General features: G+C 65.9%; 16 protein-coding genes. 4 read left to right on the top strand and 12 right to left on the bottom strand.

The genetic code is table 11. The annotated features are described in order from the left end of the window. Both ACOMD9_RS15645 and ACOMD9_RS15640 read right to left on the bottom strand, forming a co-directional pair. Positions 1 to 751, bottom strand: a 751-nt coding sequence (locus tag ACOMD9_RS15645) for a TRAP transporter substrate-binding protein (RefSeq protein ID WP_421416699.1), incomplete at its 3' end; no start/stop codon positions are given. A gap of 77 nt (positions 752 to 828) precedes the next feature. Further along, complete coding sequence (locus ACOMD9_RS15640; RefSeq protein WP_421416698.1) at positions 829 to 1,602, bottom strand: FadR/GntR family transcriptional regulator; 774 nt, start codon at positions 1,600 to 1,602, stop codon at positions 829 to 831. A 525-nt stretch (positions 1,603 to 2,127) separates the two neighbouring features. Between ACOMD9_RS15640 and ACOMD9_RS15635 the strand changes: the two genes are divergently transcribed. Further along, the gene (locus tag ACOMD9_RS15635) at positions 2,128 to 2,466 is read left to right on the top strand and encodes a c-type cytochrome (RefSeq protein WP_421416695.1); all 339 of its coding nucleotides are present in this window, start codon (positions 2,128 to 2,130) and stop codon (positions 2,464 to 2,466) included. A gap of 60 nt (positions 2,467 to 2,526) precedes the next feature. Here the strand turns inward: ACOMD9_RS15635 and ACOMD9_RS15630 are convergent, their stop codons facing one another. Genes ACOMD9_RS15630 through aceK form a run of 3 tightly spaced genes read right to left on the bottom strand, consistent with a single transcriptional unit; the run spans position 2,527 to position 5,894 of the window. Continuing rightward, a complete protein-coding gene (locus ACOMD9_RS15630) occupies positions 2,527 to 3,318 on the bottom strand; it encodes a tRNA-uridine aminocarboxypropyltransferase (protein ID WP_421416694.1) in 792 nt (263 codons plus the stop codon). Positions 3,319 to 3,378: 60 nt separating this feature from the next. Then, positions 3,379 to 4,113, bottom strand: a complete 735-nt coding sequence (locus ACOMD9_RS15625; RefSeq protein ID WP_421416691.1) for an SIR2 family NAD-dependent protein deacylase — start codon at positions 4,111 to 4,113, stop codon at positions 3,379 to 3,381. Between the two features lie 35 nt (positions 4,114 to 4,148). Then, the gene (gene aceK, locus ACOMD9_RS15620; protein WP_421416689.1) at positions 4,149 to 5,894 is read right to left on the bottom strand and encodes a bifunctional isocitrate dehydrogenase kinase/phosphatase; all 1,746 of its coding nucleotides are present in this window, start codon (positions 5,892 to 5,894) and stop codon (positions 4,149 to 4,151) included. Between the two features lie 162 nt (positions 5,895 to 6,056). Between aceK and ACOMD9_RS15615 the strand changes: the two genes are divergently transcribed. Next, positions 6,057 to 6,566 (top strand): PadR family transcriptional regulator, encoded by a 510-nt coding sequence (locus tag ACOMD9_RS15615; RefSeq protein ID WP_421416686.1) that lies wholly within the window; start codon positions 6,057 to 6,059, stop codon positions 6,564 to 6,566. Positions 6,567 to 6,747: 181 nt separating this feature from the next. On the opposite strand, the gene ACOMD9_RS15610 is transcribed toward ACOMD9_RS15615, so the two are convergent. The 4 genes from ACOMD9_RS15610 to ACOMD9_RS15595 all read right to left on the bottom strand — a co-directional run bounded on the left by ACOMD9_RS15610 (position 6,748) and on the right by ACOMD9_RS15595 (position 9,325). Then, positions 6,748 to 7,344, bottom strand: coding sequence for a Spy/CpxP family protein refolding chaperone (locus ACOMD9_RS15610; protein ID WP_421416684.1), 597 nt, complete (start codon positions 7,342 to 7,344; stop codon positions 6,748 to 6,750). Between the two features lie 165 nt (positions 7,345 to 7,509). Further along, the gene (locus ACOMD9_RS15605; RefSeq protein ID WP_421416682.1) at positions 7,510 to 8,127 is read right to left on the bottom strand and encodes a LysE family translocator; all 618 of its coding nucleotides are present in this window, start codon (positions 8,125 to 8,127) and stop codon (positions 7,510 to 7,512) included. 36 nt (positions 8,128 to 8,163) lie between these two features. Next, entirely contained in the window at positions 8,164 to 8,583 is a 420-nt protein-coding gene (locus tag ACOMD9_RS15600; RefSeq protein ID WP_421416681.1) for a SpoIIAA family protein, read from the bottom strand. A 67-nt stretch (positions 8,584 to 8,650) separates the two neighbouring features. After that, a complete protein-coding gene (locus ACOMD9_RS15595; protein WP_421416679.1) occupies positions 8,651 to 9,325 on the bottom strand; it encodes an SDR family oxidoreductase in 675 nt (224 codons plus the stop codon). Positions 9,326 to 9,515: 190 nt separating this feature from the next. On the opposite strand from ACOMD9_RS15595, the gene ACOMD9_RS15590 reads away from it, so the two are divergent. After that, the gene (locus ACOMD9_RS15590) at positions 9,516 to 10,691 is read left to right on the top strand and encodes a cation diffusion facilitator family transporter (protein ID WP_421416676.1); all 1,176 of its coding nucleotides are present in this window, start codon (positions 9,516 to 9,518) and stop codon (positions 10,689 to 10,691) included. Between the two features lie 21 nt (positions 10,692 to 10,712). On the opposite strand, the gene ACOMD9_RS15585 is transcribed toward ACOMD9_RS15590, so the two are convergent. The 3 genes from ACOMD9_RS15585 to ACOMD9_RS15575 form a co-directional block, all read right to left on the bottom strand. Then, entirely contained in the window at positions 10,713 to 11,021 is a 309-nt protein-coding gene (locus tag ACOMD9_RS15585) for a hypothetical protein (protein WP_421416673.1), read from the bottom strand. A gap of 91 nt (positions 11,022 to 11,112) precedes the next feature. Beyond that, on the bottom strand, positions 11,113 to 11,343 hold the full coding sequence (locus ACOMD9_RS15580) for a hypothetical protein (protein ID WP_421416672.1): 231 nt from the start codon (positions 11,341 to 11,343) through the stop codon (positions 11,113 to 11,115). A 50-nt stretch (positions 11,344 to 11,393) separates the two neighbouring features. Continuing rightward, positions 11,394 to 11,663 (bottom strand): hypothetical protein, encoded by a 270-nt coding sequence (locus tag ACOMD9_RS15575; RefSeq protein ID WP_421416669.1) that lies wholly within the window; start codon positions 11,661 to 11,663, stop codon positions 11,394 to 11,396. Between the two features lie 246 nt (positions 11,664 to 11,909). Here ACOMD9_RS15575 and ACOMD9_RS15570 point away from each other — a divergent pair, with 246 nt between their 5' ends. Continuing rightward, positions 11,910 to 13,769, top strand: a complete 1,860-nt coding sequence (locus ACOMD9_RS15570) for a PHA/PHB synthase family protein (protein ID WP_421416666.1) — start codon at positions 11,910 to 11,912, stop codon at positions 13,767 to 13,769. Positions 13,770 to 13,984: the final 215 nt, after the last annotated feature.

Raw genomic sequence — 13,984 nt, 5'->3', positions numbered from 1 at the left:
CCTCCCACTGGGACTGGGAGCAAGCGAAGACCAGGGGACCGAAGAGGTGCTCCGTGATTGCTGCATAATTGGCCACCTCGTAGTACCCCTGAGCCTTGGTGACGGACGCTCCGTGCTCGTATCCGTCCAGCACTCCGGTCTGCATTGAAGTATAAACCTCACCGAAGTCCATGGGCACGGGATTGGCGCCCATCAGCTCGATGGCAGACTCGTAGACCGGGGTTGGAATCGTGCGCAGACTCAACCCCTGAAGATCGTCAGGTGAAGTGACTTCGGTATCTGCCGTGTAGACATTCCGGTATCCCCAGCTATTGAGGTAGCCCAGAACCTTGAGCCCGGAATCTTCCAGGTCTGCCGCGATCTCCTGGCCTACTTCGCCATCCAGCACCCGAGCCACATGGTCATAATCTTTCCAAAGGAACGGAAGATCCAGTACCGCGATTCTATCCGTGAAGTTACTCAGGATAGCCGTGCCACTTATCATGCAAGTGGCGCCAGACCCCAGCTGCATCCCCTCGTATACTTCCCGTTCTTCACCAAGGGCATTATCTGCGTACACCCTTACATTGAGGTCATTCGAGAAATCGTTGACGTAGTTCTTGAAGATCCATGACGCTGTATGGATTTCCGATGCCAGGTCTGCAGCCTGGGTGTGCGCCAAGCGGATTTCCGTGGCACTGGCATGAGCAGCGCCCATGGTGAAAAGAGTTGCGGCCACGGTTGTTGCCAGCACGGCATTCTTCTGTCGCATGATTGTTTTCCTCTAGCTTTTCTGCTTTACAGTCGCGGGCTTTGTCCGCACCGAATTTGTCGTTATTCTCCTGCCTGTCACTCGCTTCCTTGCAGCTGCACTCCAAGGCCTGCCACAGTCACCTTGGCCTCCTCCTCGGCACCTGCCGACTCAAAGCCATACTGCTGGTCCGATGAAGTCAGGTGTCTGGTCATGGCTTGCCCTGCAGCAGCAATATCACCAGCTTCTATCGCCAGCAGTACTGCTTCGTGCTCTTTCATTGCCTCGACGGGACGACTATCACGGCAAGCGTCATAGTCGATTGTCAGGTTGATGATCTCTTCGGAAAGTATCTGTATGAAGGCTGCCAGCATCGGGTTGCCCGAGGCCTTTGCAATGGCATTGTGAAAAGCCGAGTCTTCACTCATCGCGGGACCGCCGGCTTCGACTTTCTGGCCATGGGCCTGCCATGCTCGCCGTATTCTTGCGGTGTCTTCCGGGCTCGCCCGTTGCGCCGCCAGGCGAGCGGCATTGACCTCGAGAATCTTGCGCAGCTCACTCACCACCGCCAACGGCATCTCTTCCAGCCCCAGCATGTCGCTGCATAGACGGCGCAGGCCCACATTGCTGACCCCCTCGACGATGGTCCCCCGCTGCGGGTAGGTCTTGACGAGGCCATAGAACTCCAGTTTCTGGATTGCGCTACGCACATAGCCCCGTCCCACTTCGAAACGGCTTGCAAGCTCCCTCTCCGACGGCAACTTCTCCCCGGGAAGCAGTTTCCCGTCCACCACCAGCGTCCGAATCTGGCGAGCGACCAGATCGGATAGGTCCGGTGTCCGTACGGCCTTGAACAGGTTCGACTTTTCCATGCGCGGTACCATGCGTTTCCGGATATACAGCCCTTGGTTAACCAGATATCTGGTTAACCAGTTATGGGATTCAAGCTAGCCACCCGTCCGCTCACTGTCAACCCGTTTCAGTCCGCCGGCAGGAAAACGGAAGCGAGCATTATCTTAAATACCTGTTATATATAGATATTTTTTCTACGCAAGAGCCCGACGAGGGCATGCAATCAGGGCAATGCTTCCGGGGAATTTCGGATGGGAGGGCATATCTTGGCATGAGGGCAGTGCCATCTGGTAAACCAGAGGCACTGCCACCCCGAGCTTCACGGAACAGGCGGCCGATGAAGTCGCATCAGGAGGGAGGCGTATCACGCCGCTTCGCAAGCAGGGCGTGGTCGGGAACGAGTATGAGAGAAAGCAGCCCCCGGCTCATGGCCAGCTGACCTATGTTCAAGACAGTGTGACGGCGACCCCGTGGGCACCGCTGTTGCAGCCTCGATCAGACCACCTTCCATAGCGAGCATCCGGATGAACACGGGGGACAATCACATGAAAACGGCCATCCTATCCTTGACGCTCAGCTTCCTGTTCCTGGGAGCTTCGTCTGCCTCTGCAGAACCCGAGGACATGCGGCAGCTGGCGGAGGAGAAACAGTGCCTGAGCTGCCACGCGCGGGAAGATGACACGCCGAGGGCACCAGGCTTCACGAGTATCGCCGCGAAATACTCGGGAACCGAGATGCGGGAATACCTGATCGATGTCGTGATGATGGGGGGCGAGAAACATTGGGGGTCAGCGGTCATGCCAGAGCCCCATGAGCGTGCCGAGGTGAGCGAGGAAGAAGCCGAGCAGCTGGTCGACTGGATCCTTGGCAAGCACCAGGAGTGAGGCCGTGGCCGCCCGGCGCGCGACCCGACGTTCGCGCCAGCGGAGGCACGAGCCGACCACTTACCGAACGGTTCTTTCCAACAGGCGCTGCATCGCCGCCGTCGGCGTCTCGAGCTTCTCGAAGCGCCGGCTGGCGGCGTAGCTGTCGTTGAAGGCGTCGAAGTAGTCGTCGAGGGTCTCGGCGGCGACGACGTCACCGCTCTGTCGCAGCAGCTCGGCGGCCACCTCGGCGGTACAGAGGTGGGCGGCGGATGCCGGCTTGCGCAGCCGGTAGCGGGTCAGGCGATCGGTGGCCAGGGGCAGCACCGGCAGCCGGTCGAGGTAGGGGCTCTTGCGGAAGATGCGCCGCGCCTGGCGCCAGGTACCGTCGAGGAGAATGAAGACCGGGATTCGCCCCCGGCGCTTCGCTCCCGCCACCGCCTCGATGTCCACCACCCGGTCGGCATAGTCCGGCTGATCGTCCGGGAAGATGACGAAGGGGGCGAAGCGTGCGTCCTCGAGCCGTGCCAGCAATCGCTCGTCCGGCACCGTGCGGTACCAGGTGAAGACCTCGGTATCGGGCAACACGTCGCGGATCAGGCGCCCGGTATTGGTCGGCTTGTGGTGCTCCAGAGGGTGCGTCAGCAGCCATACCCTGGCTACGCTTTCCGCCTCGACCCGGTAGGGGCAGAGGCAGTTGAGCTCGGGCAGGTTGCACCCCTTGCAGCGCACCACGAAGCTGCCGCGGGCCTTGAATTCGCGCCGCGGAGGGCGGACATGCCCCGTCGCGGGATCACGGGAGATCGCGGTGCCGGTGGAAGGCGCGGCTTCGGGGTCCCGGCCGGGGGGGCGATTCGATGCGTCGTACGACATGGCTCGGCAAGGTGGCAGCAAGGGGGGCACATTCTAGCACGCGGACCCGTGCCGGAAGAATCAGTCCAGCAGGGTCTCCGGTACCCACAGCCGCCCCTCGCGCTGCCAGTGGCGCACCAGGGCCGGCACTCCCTTGCCGGCGAACTGGTTGAGCCGGGTGACGCCGGGTGGCGCCAGGACATGGGCCTCGGGGTCGACCAGCACGCAGGGAGCATCGAACGGCGCCTGATCAAGCAGTGAGGCGGCCGGCATCACCGCCAGCGAGGTCCCCACCACCAGCAGCAGGTCCGCCTCACCGACGATCTCGCAGGCATCCGCGAAGTGCGGCACGGCCTCGCCGAACCAGACGACATCGGGGCGCAGCTGGCTGCCCTTGTCGCACAGGTCGCCCACGGCGATGCCGCCGCGGGGCAGCGGGTAGTGCATGCGCGGGTCGACCGTCGAGCGCGCCTTGAGGATTTCGCCGTGCAGGTGCAGCACGTTGCGCGAGCCGGCGCGCTCGTGCAGGTCATCGATGTTCTGGGTGATGATGCTGACCCGGAAGCCCCGCTTCTCCAGTGCCGCCAGCGCCTTGTGGGCCGCGTTCGGCCGAGCCCGACGTACCTGGTCGCGGCGCTGGTCGTAGAAGCGCAGCACCCGCTCGGGGTCGCGCCGCCAGGCCTCGGGGGTGGCGACCTCCTCGATGGGATGGTCGGCCCACAGGCCGTCGCTGGCGCGGAAGGTCTGGATACCGCTCTCGGCGCTGATGCCGGCGCCGGTCAGCACCACCAGGTGGGGGCGATGCGGCTCACCCATGGAGATTCCTGCCATTGTCGTCTCGTGGCTTGCGCTCAGTAGACCAGGCCATTGCCGTCGCTGCCGGCGAAGCGCTGCTTGTTGCGATAGGGGTAGACGTCGATCACCCGCCCGTCGAGGATGGCCTGCTGCAGCCCCTTCCAGTAGTCGGCATCGAAGAGCTCCGGGTGGAGCTGGTAGAAGAGCTTGCGCAGCCGGATGTCGGCGAACAGGAAGGGCCCGAACTCCTCGGGGAAAATATCATTGGGGCCGACGGAGTACCAAGGCTCGTCCGCCAGCTCCTGCTCGGGATACAGGGGCTCGGGGATGTGCCGGAAGTTGCACTCGGTGAGATAGCAGATCTCGTCGTAGTCGTAGAAGATCACCCGCCCATGGCGGGTCACCCCGAAGTTCTTCAGCAGCATGTCGCCGGGGAAGATGTTGGCTGCCGCCATCTGCTTGATGGCGTTGCCGTAGTCCTTGAGCACCGCGCGGGTCTCGGCCTCGTCGCACTGCTCCAGGTAGAGGTTCAGCGGCGTCATCATGCGCTCGGTGTAGCAGTGCTTGATGATCACCTTGTCGCCCTTGAGGTAGACCGAGGAGGGGGCCACCTCCAGCAGGTGAGCCAGGCACTCGGGATCGTAATGGTCGCGGCGGGTGATGAAGTGGGAGAACTCCTGGGTATCGGCCATGCGCCCCACCCGGTCATGCCGCTTGACCAGGCGGTACTTCTCGCGGACGTTCTCGCGACTCATCTCCTTGGTGGGGTCGAAACGGTCCTTGATGATCTTGAACACGGTGCGATACGACGGCAGCACGAACACCGCCATCACCATGCCGCGTACCCCGGGTGCGATGATGAACTGGTCCTCGCGCTTCGCCACATGGCGATTCAGGGCCCGGAAGAACTCGGTCTTGCCGTGCTTGAAGAAGCCGATGGCGGCATAGAGTTCGCCCTCGGGCTTGCCCGGCATCAGCTGCTGCAGGTAGTCGACGAACTCGCCCGGCACCTGGACCTCGACCTGGAAGTAGGCGCGGGTGAAGGAGAAGATGATCGAGATCTCGTCGGGCTCGATGATCACCGTATCCAGATGCAGGCCCTGGCCCTCGTCGTGGAGCACCGGCAGAACCAGCGGCACCTGCTCGCCCCCGCCGCGGATACGGCCCACCAGGTAGGCCCCCTTGTTGCGATAGAAGACGCTCTTGAGCAGCTCCACCTCGGCATCCTCGGCCATGCGGATCGCCGCCGGCAGGTGGCCGCGCAGGAAATCGCCCCCCAGCCGGACATCCCGCTCCATGTCGACGAAGGGCGTCTGGAAGGGCGCCTCGGCCAGGGACCAGCGCAGCGCTCCCTCCCAGTCGCCGGACACCGCATGGCGGCGGCACAGGTCGATCCCGGAGTGATGCGCCGCATCCTCCCGGGAGCTGTAGACGAACATCCAGTCGTTGCGGATATGCCGGTGGTGGAAGAGCGAGCAGAACATCGAGTTGAAGAAGGTCTCGGCCAGTTCGTAGTCGAGCCGCTGACTGATCAGCTCGGCGTAGTGGCGCTTGGCCTCGCGCCAGCGCTCGCAGTGGATGAGGACATCGTCATCGAAGGTGCGTTGCAGCCGGTCGCGGGTCTCGTTGACCTTCTCCTCGTAGAGGTTGATGCGCTCCGCCGACGCCTGTTGCGCTTCACGCCAGGCCGCCTCGCAGAAGCGCCGGCTCGCATCGGAGGTGATCTGCTTGAAACGCGAGCGGTACTCGTCGAAGCCGTGCAGCACGGTGGCGGCGAGGCGATAGGCGGGCGAGAGCTTCATGGGCGGACTCCGGGCGGCGTGAAGCCCCAGCATGGCGAATTGTGCGCTGCAAGGCGAGCCGACCATGGTGGGGAGGGCTGTAGCCGAGCGACACGCCGCCGTGGTGGTCGGCGGCTTTCGCCTCCCGGAAGATGCCTTGCCCTTCACCACAGGCCCAGCTGGGTGGCGACCCAGCGGCCCGGCACCGGCTACGACATCCTGCAGCGCTTCAAGGCCGGCCTGGCCCACGTCTGGCAGGCCGGCCACCAGCAGCTCTACCGGGAGCTCGACCGCATGCGTGGCGATGGGCTGCTGACCTGCGAGACGGTGCCCCAGGCCGAGCGCCCCGACCGCAAGGTCTACCACCTCACCGCGGCTGGCCGAGAGGTCCTGGAGACCTGGCTGGCCGAGCCCCTGGCCGCCAGCCCGGTGCGTCAGCCGCTGTTTGCCAAGTTCTTCGCCTGGGAGCACTGGCCCGCCGATGCCCGGCGACAGGAGCTCGCCGCCCTGCGCGAGCAGCTCAGGGAGCGCCTGGAAACCTACGCCGCCATCGAACGGGCGTCGTTCGCCGATCCCCAGGCCCTGACGCCCGCCCAGCGCGCCCCCTTGCATACGCTGCGCCTCGGCCAGCGCCTGACCGAGACCTGGCTGGAGTGGATCGAGGAAGTCATGGAGGAGGGGGAATCATCGTAATGGACCGTTCCCGCCTCTGAGGAGAGATGAGTCGACGTATTCTGATGCTTCAGGGCCACCCTGACGCCAGCGAGGCCCAGCGCCTCAACGGCCTGCTGGTAGGTGATCGGCACCGCCTCGGACAGGCCATCCAGCAGCTCTCGCAGGCGCGGGGCAAGGTCGTGGCCTGCCGCGTCGCACATCAGCCACAGCCCATGTGTTGGCGGTGGAGCCCCGGGTCGTGACCCTCAGGCACGCCGTCACAGGGATCGGACTGAGTATCGGCATAGCCCCGCAGCTGGTTGTAACGCGCCACCTGATCGTCCGTCAGGATTTCCAGGGTGTCGAGATGCCGGGCGAGATGCACGAAGCGCAATTCGGTGCGGGCCGCCTCGGCGTCTTGCAACAGCTCCTGGAGGCGCGCTTCGTCGAGGCGTCGCTCCGCGAAGGCCTGTTCGATGGCGCGCTCTGCCTCGATCAGGCGCTCGCCGGCGGGAATCGCCTCCTCGCGCATCACCCTGAAGAGCGACTCGATCGCTGCGACCTGCTCCACTTCCAGGGGAATCTCGTTTCTTAACTCCAGCAGATGCGCCGGTCCCGGCACACCGTTGAGCTCCGCCGGCAACGCCAGCCCCCAACCGCCGCCACGGCGCAGTTCCTCGATGTCATCCTCCGAGAGGCTCTTGATCGCTCGATCCTCGAAACCAGCATAGGGAGAGGGAGAGTGATGTGTCGTGGACGCCAGCACCGAGCCGGTAAACAGCAGCAGGAATAGCAGCGTCAGAGTGGTGCGGGGCATGGCTGGACCTCTTTGAAATTCGCTTCGCAGAGTCTCGGCTCTCTCGCACCGCCGGGCAAGTGGAACCAGGCTCACAGCGGCAGGTGCAGAATAACGCCGTGTGGGTCGCCTGCTCGATCAGGCCAAATCCGCATGAAGTGACGAAGCACCCATTTCATGCCGCCCTTACCCCTTGGCGATAAGGAAGGCACCGGCGGCGGCCATCAGCGAGCCCGCGGAGCGGTTGGCGCCCTTCATGGCGCGCTCGGTCTGCAGGAAGCGGCGGGCGCTGGAGGCACCGGAGGCCACCAGCATCAGGCCCGACATCAGCCCGACGAACGTGAGGCCGACCACCAGCCCCATAGCACGGCCATCCAGAACGGTGAGGTCGATAAAGGTGGGCAGGAAGGCGATGTAGAAGAGGATCACCTTGGGGTTGGAGGCCGAGATCAGAAAGCCCTGCAGGAAGCCCTTCATGGCGTCGACCGGCCGCTGCTCGGGAGCCCGAGGCTCGGCCTCCACCGGAGCGGTCCACATCTTCCAGCCCAGGTAGAGCAGGTAGGCGGCGCCCAGGTAGCGGATCACCGTAAAGGCCTCGCCCCAGTTCTCGGCGATGGCCGCCAGGCCGTAAAAGGCCAGCAGCAGGTAGATCAGGTCGCTCAGGGTCATGCCCAGGGCCAGGGGCACGCAGGCGCGCGCACCGGATGCCACGCCCCGGGCCAGCAGGGCAAAGACCCCGGGGCCCGGGGTCACGGCGAAGACGAAGATGGCTACGAGGTAGAGAAGCGCACTTTCAGGAGACATGGGCTGCCCGCCAGTTGAGTGAACCTCCATACGCTATCACGCCCCGTGATAGCCATCCTCCTCGGGGTCTTCGTGGGCGCCTTTGGGCAGTTCGCCGACCCACGCCATGGCGGCAGCGTGCTCGCGGGTGGAGAAGGTGCGAATCTCCAGGGCCCTGAACAGTCGGTCCTCCAGGTGGGCGATATGCTTGAGCCACTCCTTGTCGGTGATCACGGCGGCCCGGTGGTAGCGGTCGAGGTCGCCGAGCTGGGTCAGGCCGTATCCGACATCCTTGAGCAGGGCGGTCAGCGTCATCCAGCGCAGGTCGTCGAGTTCCGCCACCAGGCTGATCACCGGATGATCCCGCTTGGCGGCCTCGATGGCGTCGATGGCGCGCTGCAGCTCCTGCGCCGTGACGATTCCGCCGACACGCATCGCCACGACATGGCCCGCCGGGTGGGGGATGAATTCCAGCATGGATGGTCTCCTTGGCTCGCGAGAGGGAGGGCGCCTCGTTCGCCTTCAGCATAGCGCTACCCGGGGACTACCAGGGCAGCGGCTCGCCGTTGCTGTGCCAGAAACTGCCGGTGGTCTCCAGGGTCAGCGCCTCGATGCGCTCGGCGATGCCCTCGGCCGCCTCCTCGGGAGGGATCAGGCCACCGAAGTTGACCATGCGGGTCTGCACATAGCCCGGGTGGAGCTGGATCACGGCGATGCCGCGGGGCGCCAGGTCCATGGCCAGGGACCTGCCGAAGGCGTTGAGCGCCGCCTTGGAGGCGCGATAGCCGTAGCGGCCGCCGGAGTCGTTGTCGGCGATGGAGCCCATGCGGCTGGAGACGTTGGCCACCTTGCTGCCCTCCCCCAGGCAGCCGAGCAGCGCCTCGGTGACGCGCAGCGGCGCATAGGCGTTGACCTCCATCTGCGCGCGGATCGAATCGAAGTCGATCTCGCCCAGGCGCTCGTCCTTGAGCAGGCCGGCGTTGTTGATCAGCAGGTCGAGGCGCTGGCCCTCGAGCTCCGCGGCGAGGCGCGCGACGTCCTCGGCGCGGGTCACGTCGATGCCCTCGATGACCCGGGTGGCGACCTGGCGAAGCTCGGCGGTATCATCGCCGCTGCCACGACAGACGCCGATCACCTCCCGGCCGGCATTTCGGTAGTGGCTTGCCAGGGCGAGGCCGACGCCGCGGTTGGCGCCGGTGATCAGTACGGTGGACGTCATGCTGGCTCCTCCACGACTTCAACTTCAGGGATTGGGAACCTGGCACAGTGGCTCAGGACATCCGCGACATCAACCCTGGCCCGTTGCACAAAAGAGTACCTTTTCGGTACCCTTTTGCGTTGCAGTATATCGACAACAGGAAGGCGACCCGCGCCCGCCGACCGCGTCGCCCGAGGCCTGGTCCACGATCATGCAGAGCAACGTCCCCGAGATCAGCAACCACCAGAAGACCCGTGACAGTCGACGCATCACCCTGCTGGCCATCTGGGTCGACGCCATCGTCGGCCTGGCCAAGGTCATCGGCGGGGTGCTGGTCGGCTCAGCGGCGCTGATCGCCGACGGCATCCACTCCTTCGCGGACCTGATCACCGACGGCTTCGTGCTGGCGGCCACCCACTACGGCAGCCAGGGCCCGGACCACGACCACCCCTACGGCCACGGCCGCATCGAGACCCTGGCCACGCTCTTCCTGGGCAGCGTGCTGATCTTCGTGGCCGGGGCCATCGCCTGGTCCAGCGTGGAGCGGCTCCTCTCGGCGGCCGAGATCCCGCCCCCCGGCTACTGGGCCATGCTGCTGGCCCTGGTCAGCCTGCTGGCCAAGGAGGCCCTCTTCCACCTGACCATGCGCGTGGCACGCCGCTGCCGGTCGCGGCTGCTCGAGGCCAACGCCTGGCACTCCCGCTCCGACGTGCTCTCCACCGCGGTGGTGCTGGTGGCCCTGGTCGGCACCCAGCTCGGCCATGGCTGGCTGGATACGGTGGCCGCGGTGATCGTGGGGCTGCTGGTCGGCAAGGTGGGCTGGGACCTGCTGTGGGAGTCGGGCCGGGAGCTGGTGGATACCGCCCTGCCGGTGCCGCAGCAGGAGGCGATGCGCGAGTTGGCGCTGGGCGTGCCGGGGGTGGAGGGCGTCCACGACCTGAGGACCCGCCAGTCGGCCGGTCGCACCATGGTCGACCTCCATGTGGTGGTGTCACCGCGCATCAGCGTCTCGGAGGGCCACGAGATCGGCAACGAGGTGAGCCGCCGGCTGCGCCGCGCCTATCCCGCCCTCACCGACCTGACCTTCCACATCGATCCGGAGGACGACGCCGGCGAAGGGGATCCCAGTCGCTTCCCCGGGCTGCCGCTGCGCCCCGAGGTGGAAGCGGCCCTCGCCGCGCGCTGGTCGCCCCTGGCCGCCTGGCCCTGGCTACGTGACCTGGAACTGCACTACCTGGACGGCGCGGTGACGGTGGTGGCCTGCCTGGACGAGCAGGCTCCCCTGGAGAGCCAGGCCGTGGTGACCGAGCTGGAGGCCGGCGCCCGCGATCTGCCCTGGCTCTCCCATGTGGAGGTCCGGCGGCTGGCCATCCCGTCCACCGCCTGATCCCTCTCATCGGGGTGGGGCTCACTCCACCACGCGATAGATCTCCCAACGGGTGGAGCCGCTCACCACGAGGGGCTCGATCGCCTTGCCCCACTCCCGGTGATCGGCGCGCTCGGCGAGCTTGTCCCACTGGGCATTCAGCGTGGCCATGTCCGCCACCCGCAGGTCCACGGCGACCGCCGACTCGGCGGCGCCCACGCTGCCGGTGGTGATGGTGTAGTCGGTCTGGCCGATCTCGCGTCCGATGGTCGACCACCACTCCCGGGTCTTCTCGATCAGTTCCTGCTTGTGCCCGAAGCGGGCCTGGCAATACCAGCGTGCAATGATCATGACATCCCCCTGCGTTCTCGGGTCCGGTTGCGATGCGCCGGGAGCCCCGGCGACCACAGGGACGCAACAGGCAACGAGGGAGTTCCCGCCGTCACGCCACTCTCCGCCTTATCGACGCCCCAGAGGTGCGGCCACCCTCAGAATAGTCGTGGTAGGCATCGACGAAATCCCCGCCGTGCAGCAGCACCTCGGCCACCGCCACGCAGAGCACGCTGTCGTCGGTGAAGGTGCTGTACGGCGTGAACAGCGGAAAGTCCCGGTGCTTGGTGCCCGCCCCTTCGTGCACCGAGCCGATGATATCGCCGGCGATGGCGCCGAGCATGGTGACCTCCTCCCCGTCCGGCGGGTATGGATGACGTCCCTCTCTGGCGATCACTCCCGATAGGGCTCGTCAGAGCGCGGGGCGTCGGGCGCCTGCTCGTCCAGGGATTCACGATACTTGATGCAGCCCCGCATGAACGCCGGCCATTCCGGCACCACCGGCAGCGGATCCGTCTGCTCGGGCAGCAGGCGCCAGAGCGCCGGGTGATGCCAGCAGAGGTCGTGCCCGCTGCAGTCGCGATGCTCGCGGATCGCCTGCCGCAGCTTTTTGACCTCGTCCAGCAGCTCCTCGCGGGTCATCCTGGCCAGGTCCTCGTCCACGTTCGCCTCCTGGAAGACTCCTTGCCCCTACCACAAGCGTAGCCGGGTGGCGGCCCAACGGCCCGCCACCCGGGGCCCGATGAAGGCCCCCCACCCCAGCCAGGGCGCGACGGTTGCGTCTCACCCAGCCCCTACGATACTGAAACAGTAGGTGGCGGCAGTGCATCGGCCCCGGCTCGTCGGTCTGCTGCCGGCCATAATCCGGACGACTCAGCTTTCGAGCAGCACTCACCAAGGGGCAAGGCGATGAATGACCAGAAACCGTCGTCAGCGAAATCAGGCGATCAGGCGACACCACCCCATGAGACGCCAGCCGACGAGCTGGCGCAGCGCTATGCCGAGACCCTCGCGCGATTGTCGACCGGGTCGTCCCGGGCCTGGCAGGGCTGGCTCGAGCGCCAGGCGCGCGGGGACCACTTCACCCTGCCCGACCCGGCAGTCGCGGCCAAGGCCATGACCCGCCTGGGCCAGCAGTTCCTGCTGCAGCCGCATCGCGCCCTGGAGGTCCAGCAGCAGCTGTGGCAGGGCTACACGACGCTGTGGCAGAACACCACCCAGCGCCTGTTCGGCGAGGCGCCGTCACCGGCGCTCGAGCCCGCCCCGCGAGACAGGCGCTTCAAGGGCAAGGGCTGGGAGGAGAACCTCTTCTTCGACATGCTCCGCCAGGCCTACCAGCTGACCGCCGAGCAGTGGTTGAAGGGGGTGCACGAGGTCACCGAGGAGCTGGACCACGACGAGCGGGTGAAGGTCGAGTTCTATGCCCGCCAGCTGATGGACGCCCTCGCCCCCAGCAACTTCGCCACCACCAACCCGGAGGTGATCGAGGCCACGGTGCGCACCGGCGGCGCCAACCTGCTGCAGGGCATGGCCAACCTGATGGAGGACCTGGCCCGGGGCGAGGGGTTGCTGCGCATCAAGCAGAGCGATTCGGCCGGGCTGGAGCTGGGCAAGAACATCGCGGTGACCCCGGGCAAGGTCATCTACCAGAACGAGCTGATGCAGCTCATTCAATACGCGCCGGCCACCGAGGAGGTCGACCGCCGGCCGCTGCTGATCGTCCCGCCCTGGATCAACAAGTTCTACATCCTGGACCTGACCCCGCAGCGCTCCTTCATCCGCTGGGCCGTCGAACAGGGCATGACGGTGTTCGTCATCGCCTGGGTCAATCCGGACGAACGCTATGCCGAGGTGGCCTTCGACGACTACCTCACCCAGGGCACCCTCAAGGCCATGGAGGTGGTGGCGGAGGTCACCGGGGAGGAGACGCTCAACACCATCGGCTACTGCATCGGCGGCACCCTGCTGGCCAGCACCCTGGCGCATCAGGCCGCCCGGGGCGATGCGCGGGTGCACAGCGCCACCTTCTTCACCACCCTGCTCGACTTCAGCGAGGTGGGGCCGCTGGAGGTGTTCATCGACGAGGAGCAGATCCGCTATATCGAGCAGCACATGGCACAACGCGGCTACCTGGAGGGCACGCACCTCTCCAACGCCTTCAACCTGCTGCAGTCCGCCGACCTGATCTGGGGCTTCGTGATCAACAACTACCTGCTCGGCCGGGAGCCCCAGGCCTTCGACCTGCTCTACTGGAATTCCGACTCCACCCGCATGCCGCGGCGCATGCAGAGCTTCTACCTGCGCAACATGTACCTGGAGAACCGCCTCGCCGAACCCGGGGGCATCACCCTGGCGGGGGAAGCCATCGATCTGGGCAAGGTGCGCATCCCGACGTTCTTCGTGGCGACCGAGAAGGATCACATCGCGCCCTGGCAGTCCAGTTACCGCGGCGCGCACCTGCTGGGCGGGCGACCCCGCTTCCTGCTCGGCGGCTCCGGCCATATCGCGGGGGTCATCAACCCCGCCGGCTCGCCGAAGTATGGCTACCGAACCTATGGCCACCTGCCGAAGGATCCCGAGCGCTGGCTGGCCTCGGCCACCCACCACCCGGGCTCCTGGTGGCCGGCATGGCGCAGCTGGGTCCAGCGCCATGCCGGCGGCCAGGTGCCCGCCCGCGAGCCCGGTGGCGGGCGCTTTCCCCCCATCGAGGAGGCGCCGGGTTCCTATGTCCGGGTGCGGGTCGACGACGCGATCACGCCTGGCGGCTGAGGGGCCAGATGCGCAGATCGTCCCTCCACCCCGGCAAGTCTTCTCAATACTGCCCTTGTCTGGTCACTTCGAACATTCAAGCGAAGATTTTCTGCGCGATTGAAGGGGGCAGAATGGCCAACTTTCGTCGCATTACCCTGGCCGAAACCACCTTGCAGGGGGTGGCTCGCTTCGCTATCACGACCTGATCCTTATTCGTCTCAGGCGCCTCCGAC

Source organism: Halomonas terrestris (genome assembly GCF_049166755.1).
GTDB lineage: Bacteria > Pseudomonadota > Gammaproteobacteria > Pseudomonadales > Halomonadaceae > Halomonas.
This window is presented reverse-complemented; position numbering and strand designations above follow the sequence as displayed.

What these genes read in the sequence shown, in the direction of transcription:
- ACOMD9_RS15630 (WP_421416694.1), bottom strand. Translation starts at nt 3,318, where the DNA reads ATGTCGTACGACGCATCGAATCGCCCCCCCGGCCGGGACCCCGAAGCC.
- ACOMD9_RS15580 (WP_421416672.1), bottom strand. Translation starts at nt 11,343, where the DNA reads ATGCTCGGCGCCATCGCCGGCGATATCATCGGCTCGGTGCACGAAGGG.
- ACOMD9_RS15610 (WP_421416684.1), bottom strand. Translation starts at nt 7,344, where the DNA reads ATGCCCCGCACCACTCTGACGCTGCTATTCCTGCTGCTGTTTACCGGC.
- ACOMD9_RS15590 (WP_421416676.1), top strand. Translation starts at nt 9,516, where the DNA reads ATGCAGAGCAACGTCCCCGAGATCAGCAACCACCAGAAGACCCGTGAC.
- ACOMD9_RS15640 (WP_421416698.1), bottom strand. Translation starts at nt 1,602, where the DNA reads ATGGAAAAGTCGAACCTGTTCAAGGCCGTACGGACACCGGACCTATCC.
- ACOMD9_RS15625 (WP_421416691.1), bottom strand. Translation starts at nt 4,113, where the DNA reads ATGGGTGAGCCGCATCGCCCCCACCTGGTGGTGCTGACCGGCGCCGGC.
- ACOMD9_RS15570 (WP_421416666.1), top strand. Translation starts at nt 11,910, where the DNA reads ATGAATGACCAGAAACCGTCGTCAGCGAAATCAGGCGATCAGGCGACA.
- ACOMD9_RS15600 (WP_421416681.1), bottom strand. Translation starts at nt 8,583, where the DNA reads ATGCTGGAATTCATCCCCCACCCGGCGGGCCATGTCGTGGCGATGCGT.
- ACOMD9_RS15595 (WP_421416679.1), bottom strand. Translation starts at nt 9,325, where the DNA reads ATGACGTCCACCGTACTGATCACCGGCGCCAACCGCGGCGTCGGCCTC.
- ACOMD9_RS15605 (WP_421416682.1), bottom strand. Translation starts at nt 8,127, where the DNA reads ATGTCTCCTGAAAGTGCGCTTCTCTACCTCGTAGCCATCTTCGTCTTC.
- ACOMD9_RS15585 (WP_421416673.1), bottom strand. Translation starts at nt 11,021, where the DNA reads ATGATCATTGCACGCTGGTATTGCCAGGCCCGCTTCGGGCACAAGCAG.
- aceK (WP_421416689.1), bottom strand. Translation starts at nt 5,894, where the DNA reads ATGAAGCTCTCGCCCGCCTATCGCCTCGCCGCCACCGTGCTGCACGGC.
- ACOMD9_RS15635 (WP_421416695.1), top strand. Translation starts at nt 2,128, where the DNA reads ATGAAAACGGCCATCCTATCCTTGACGCTCAGCTTCCTGTTCCTGGGA.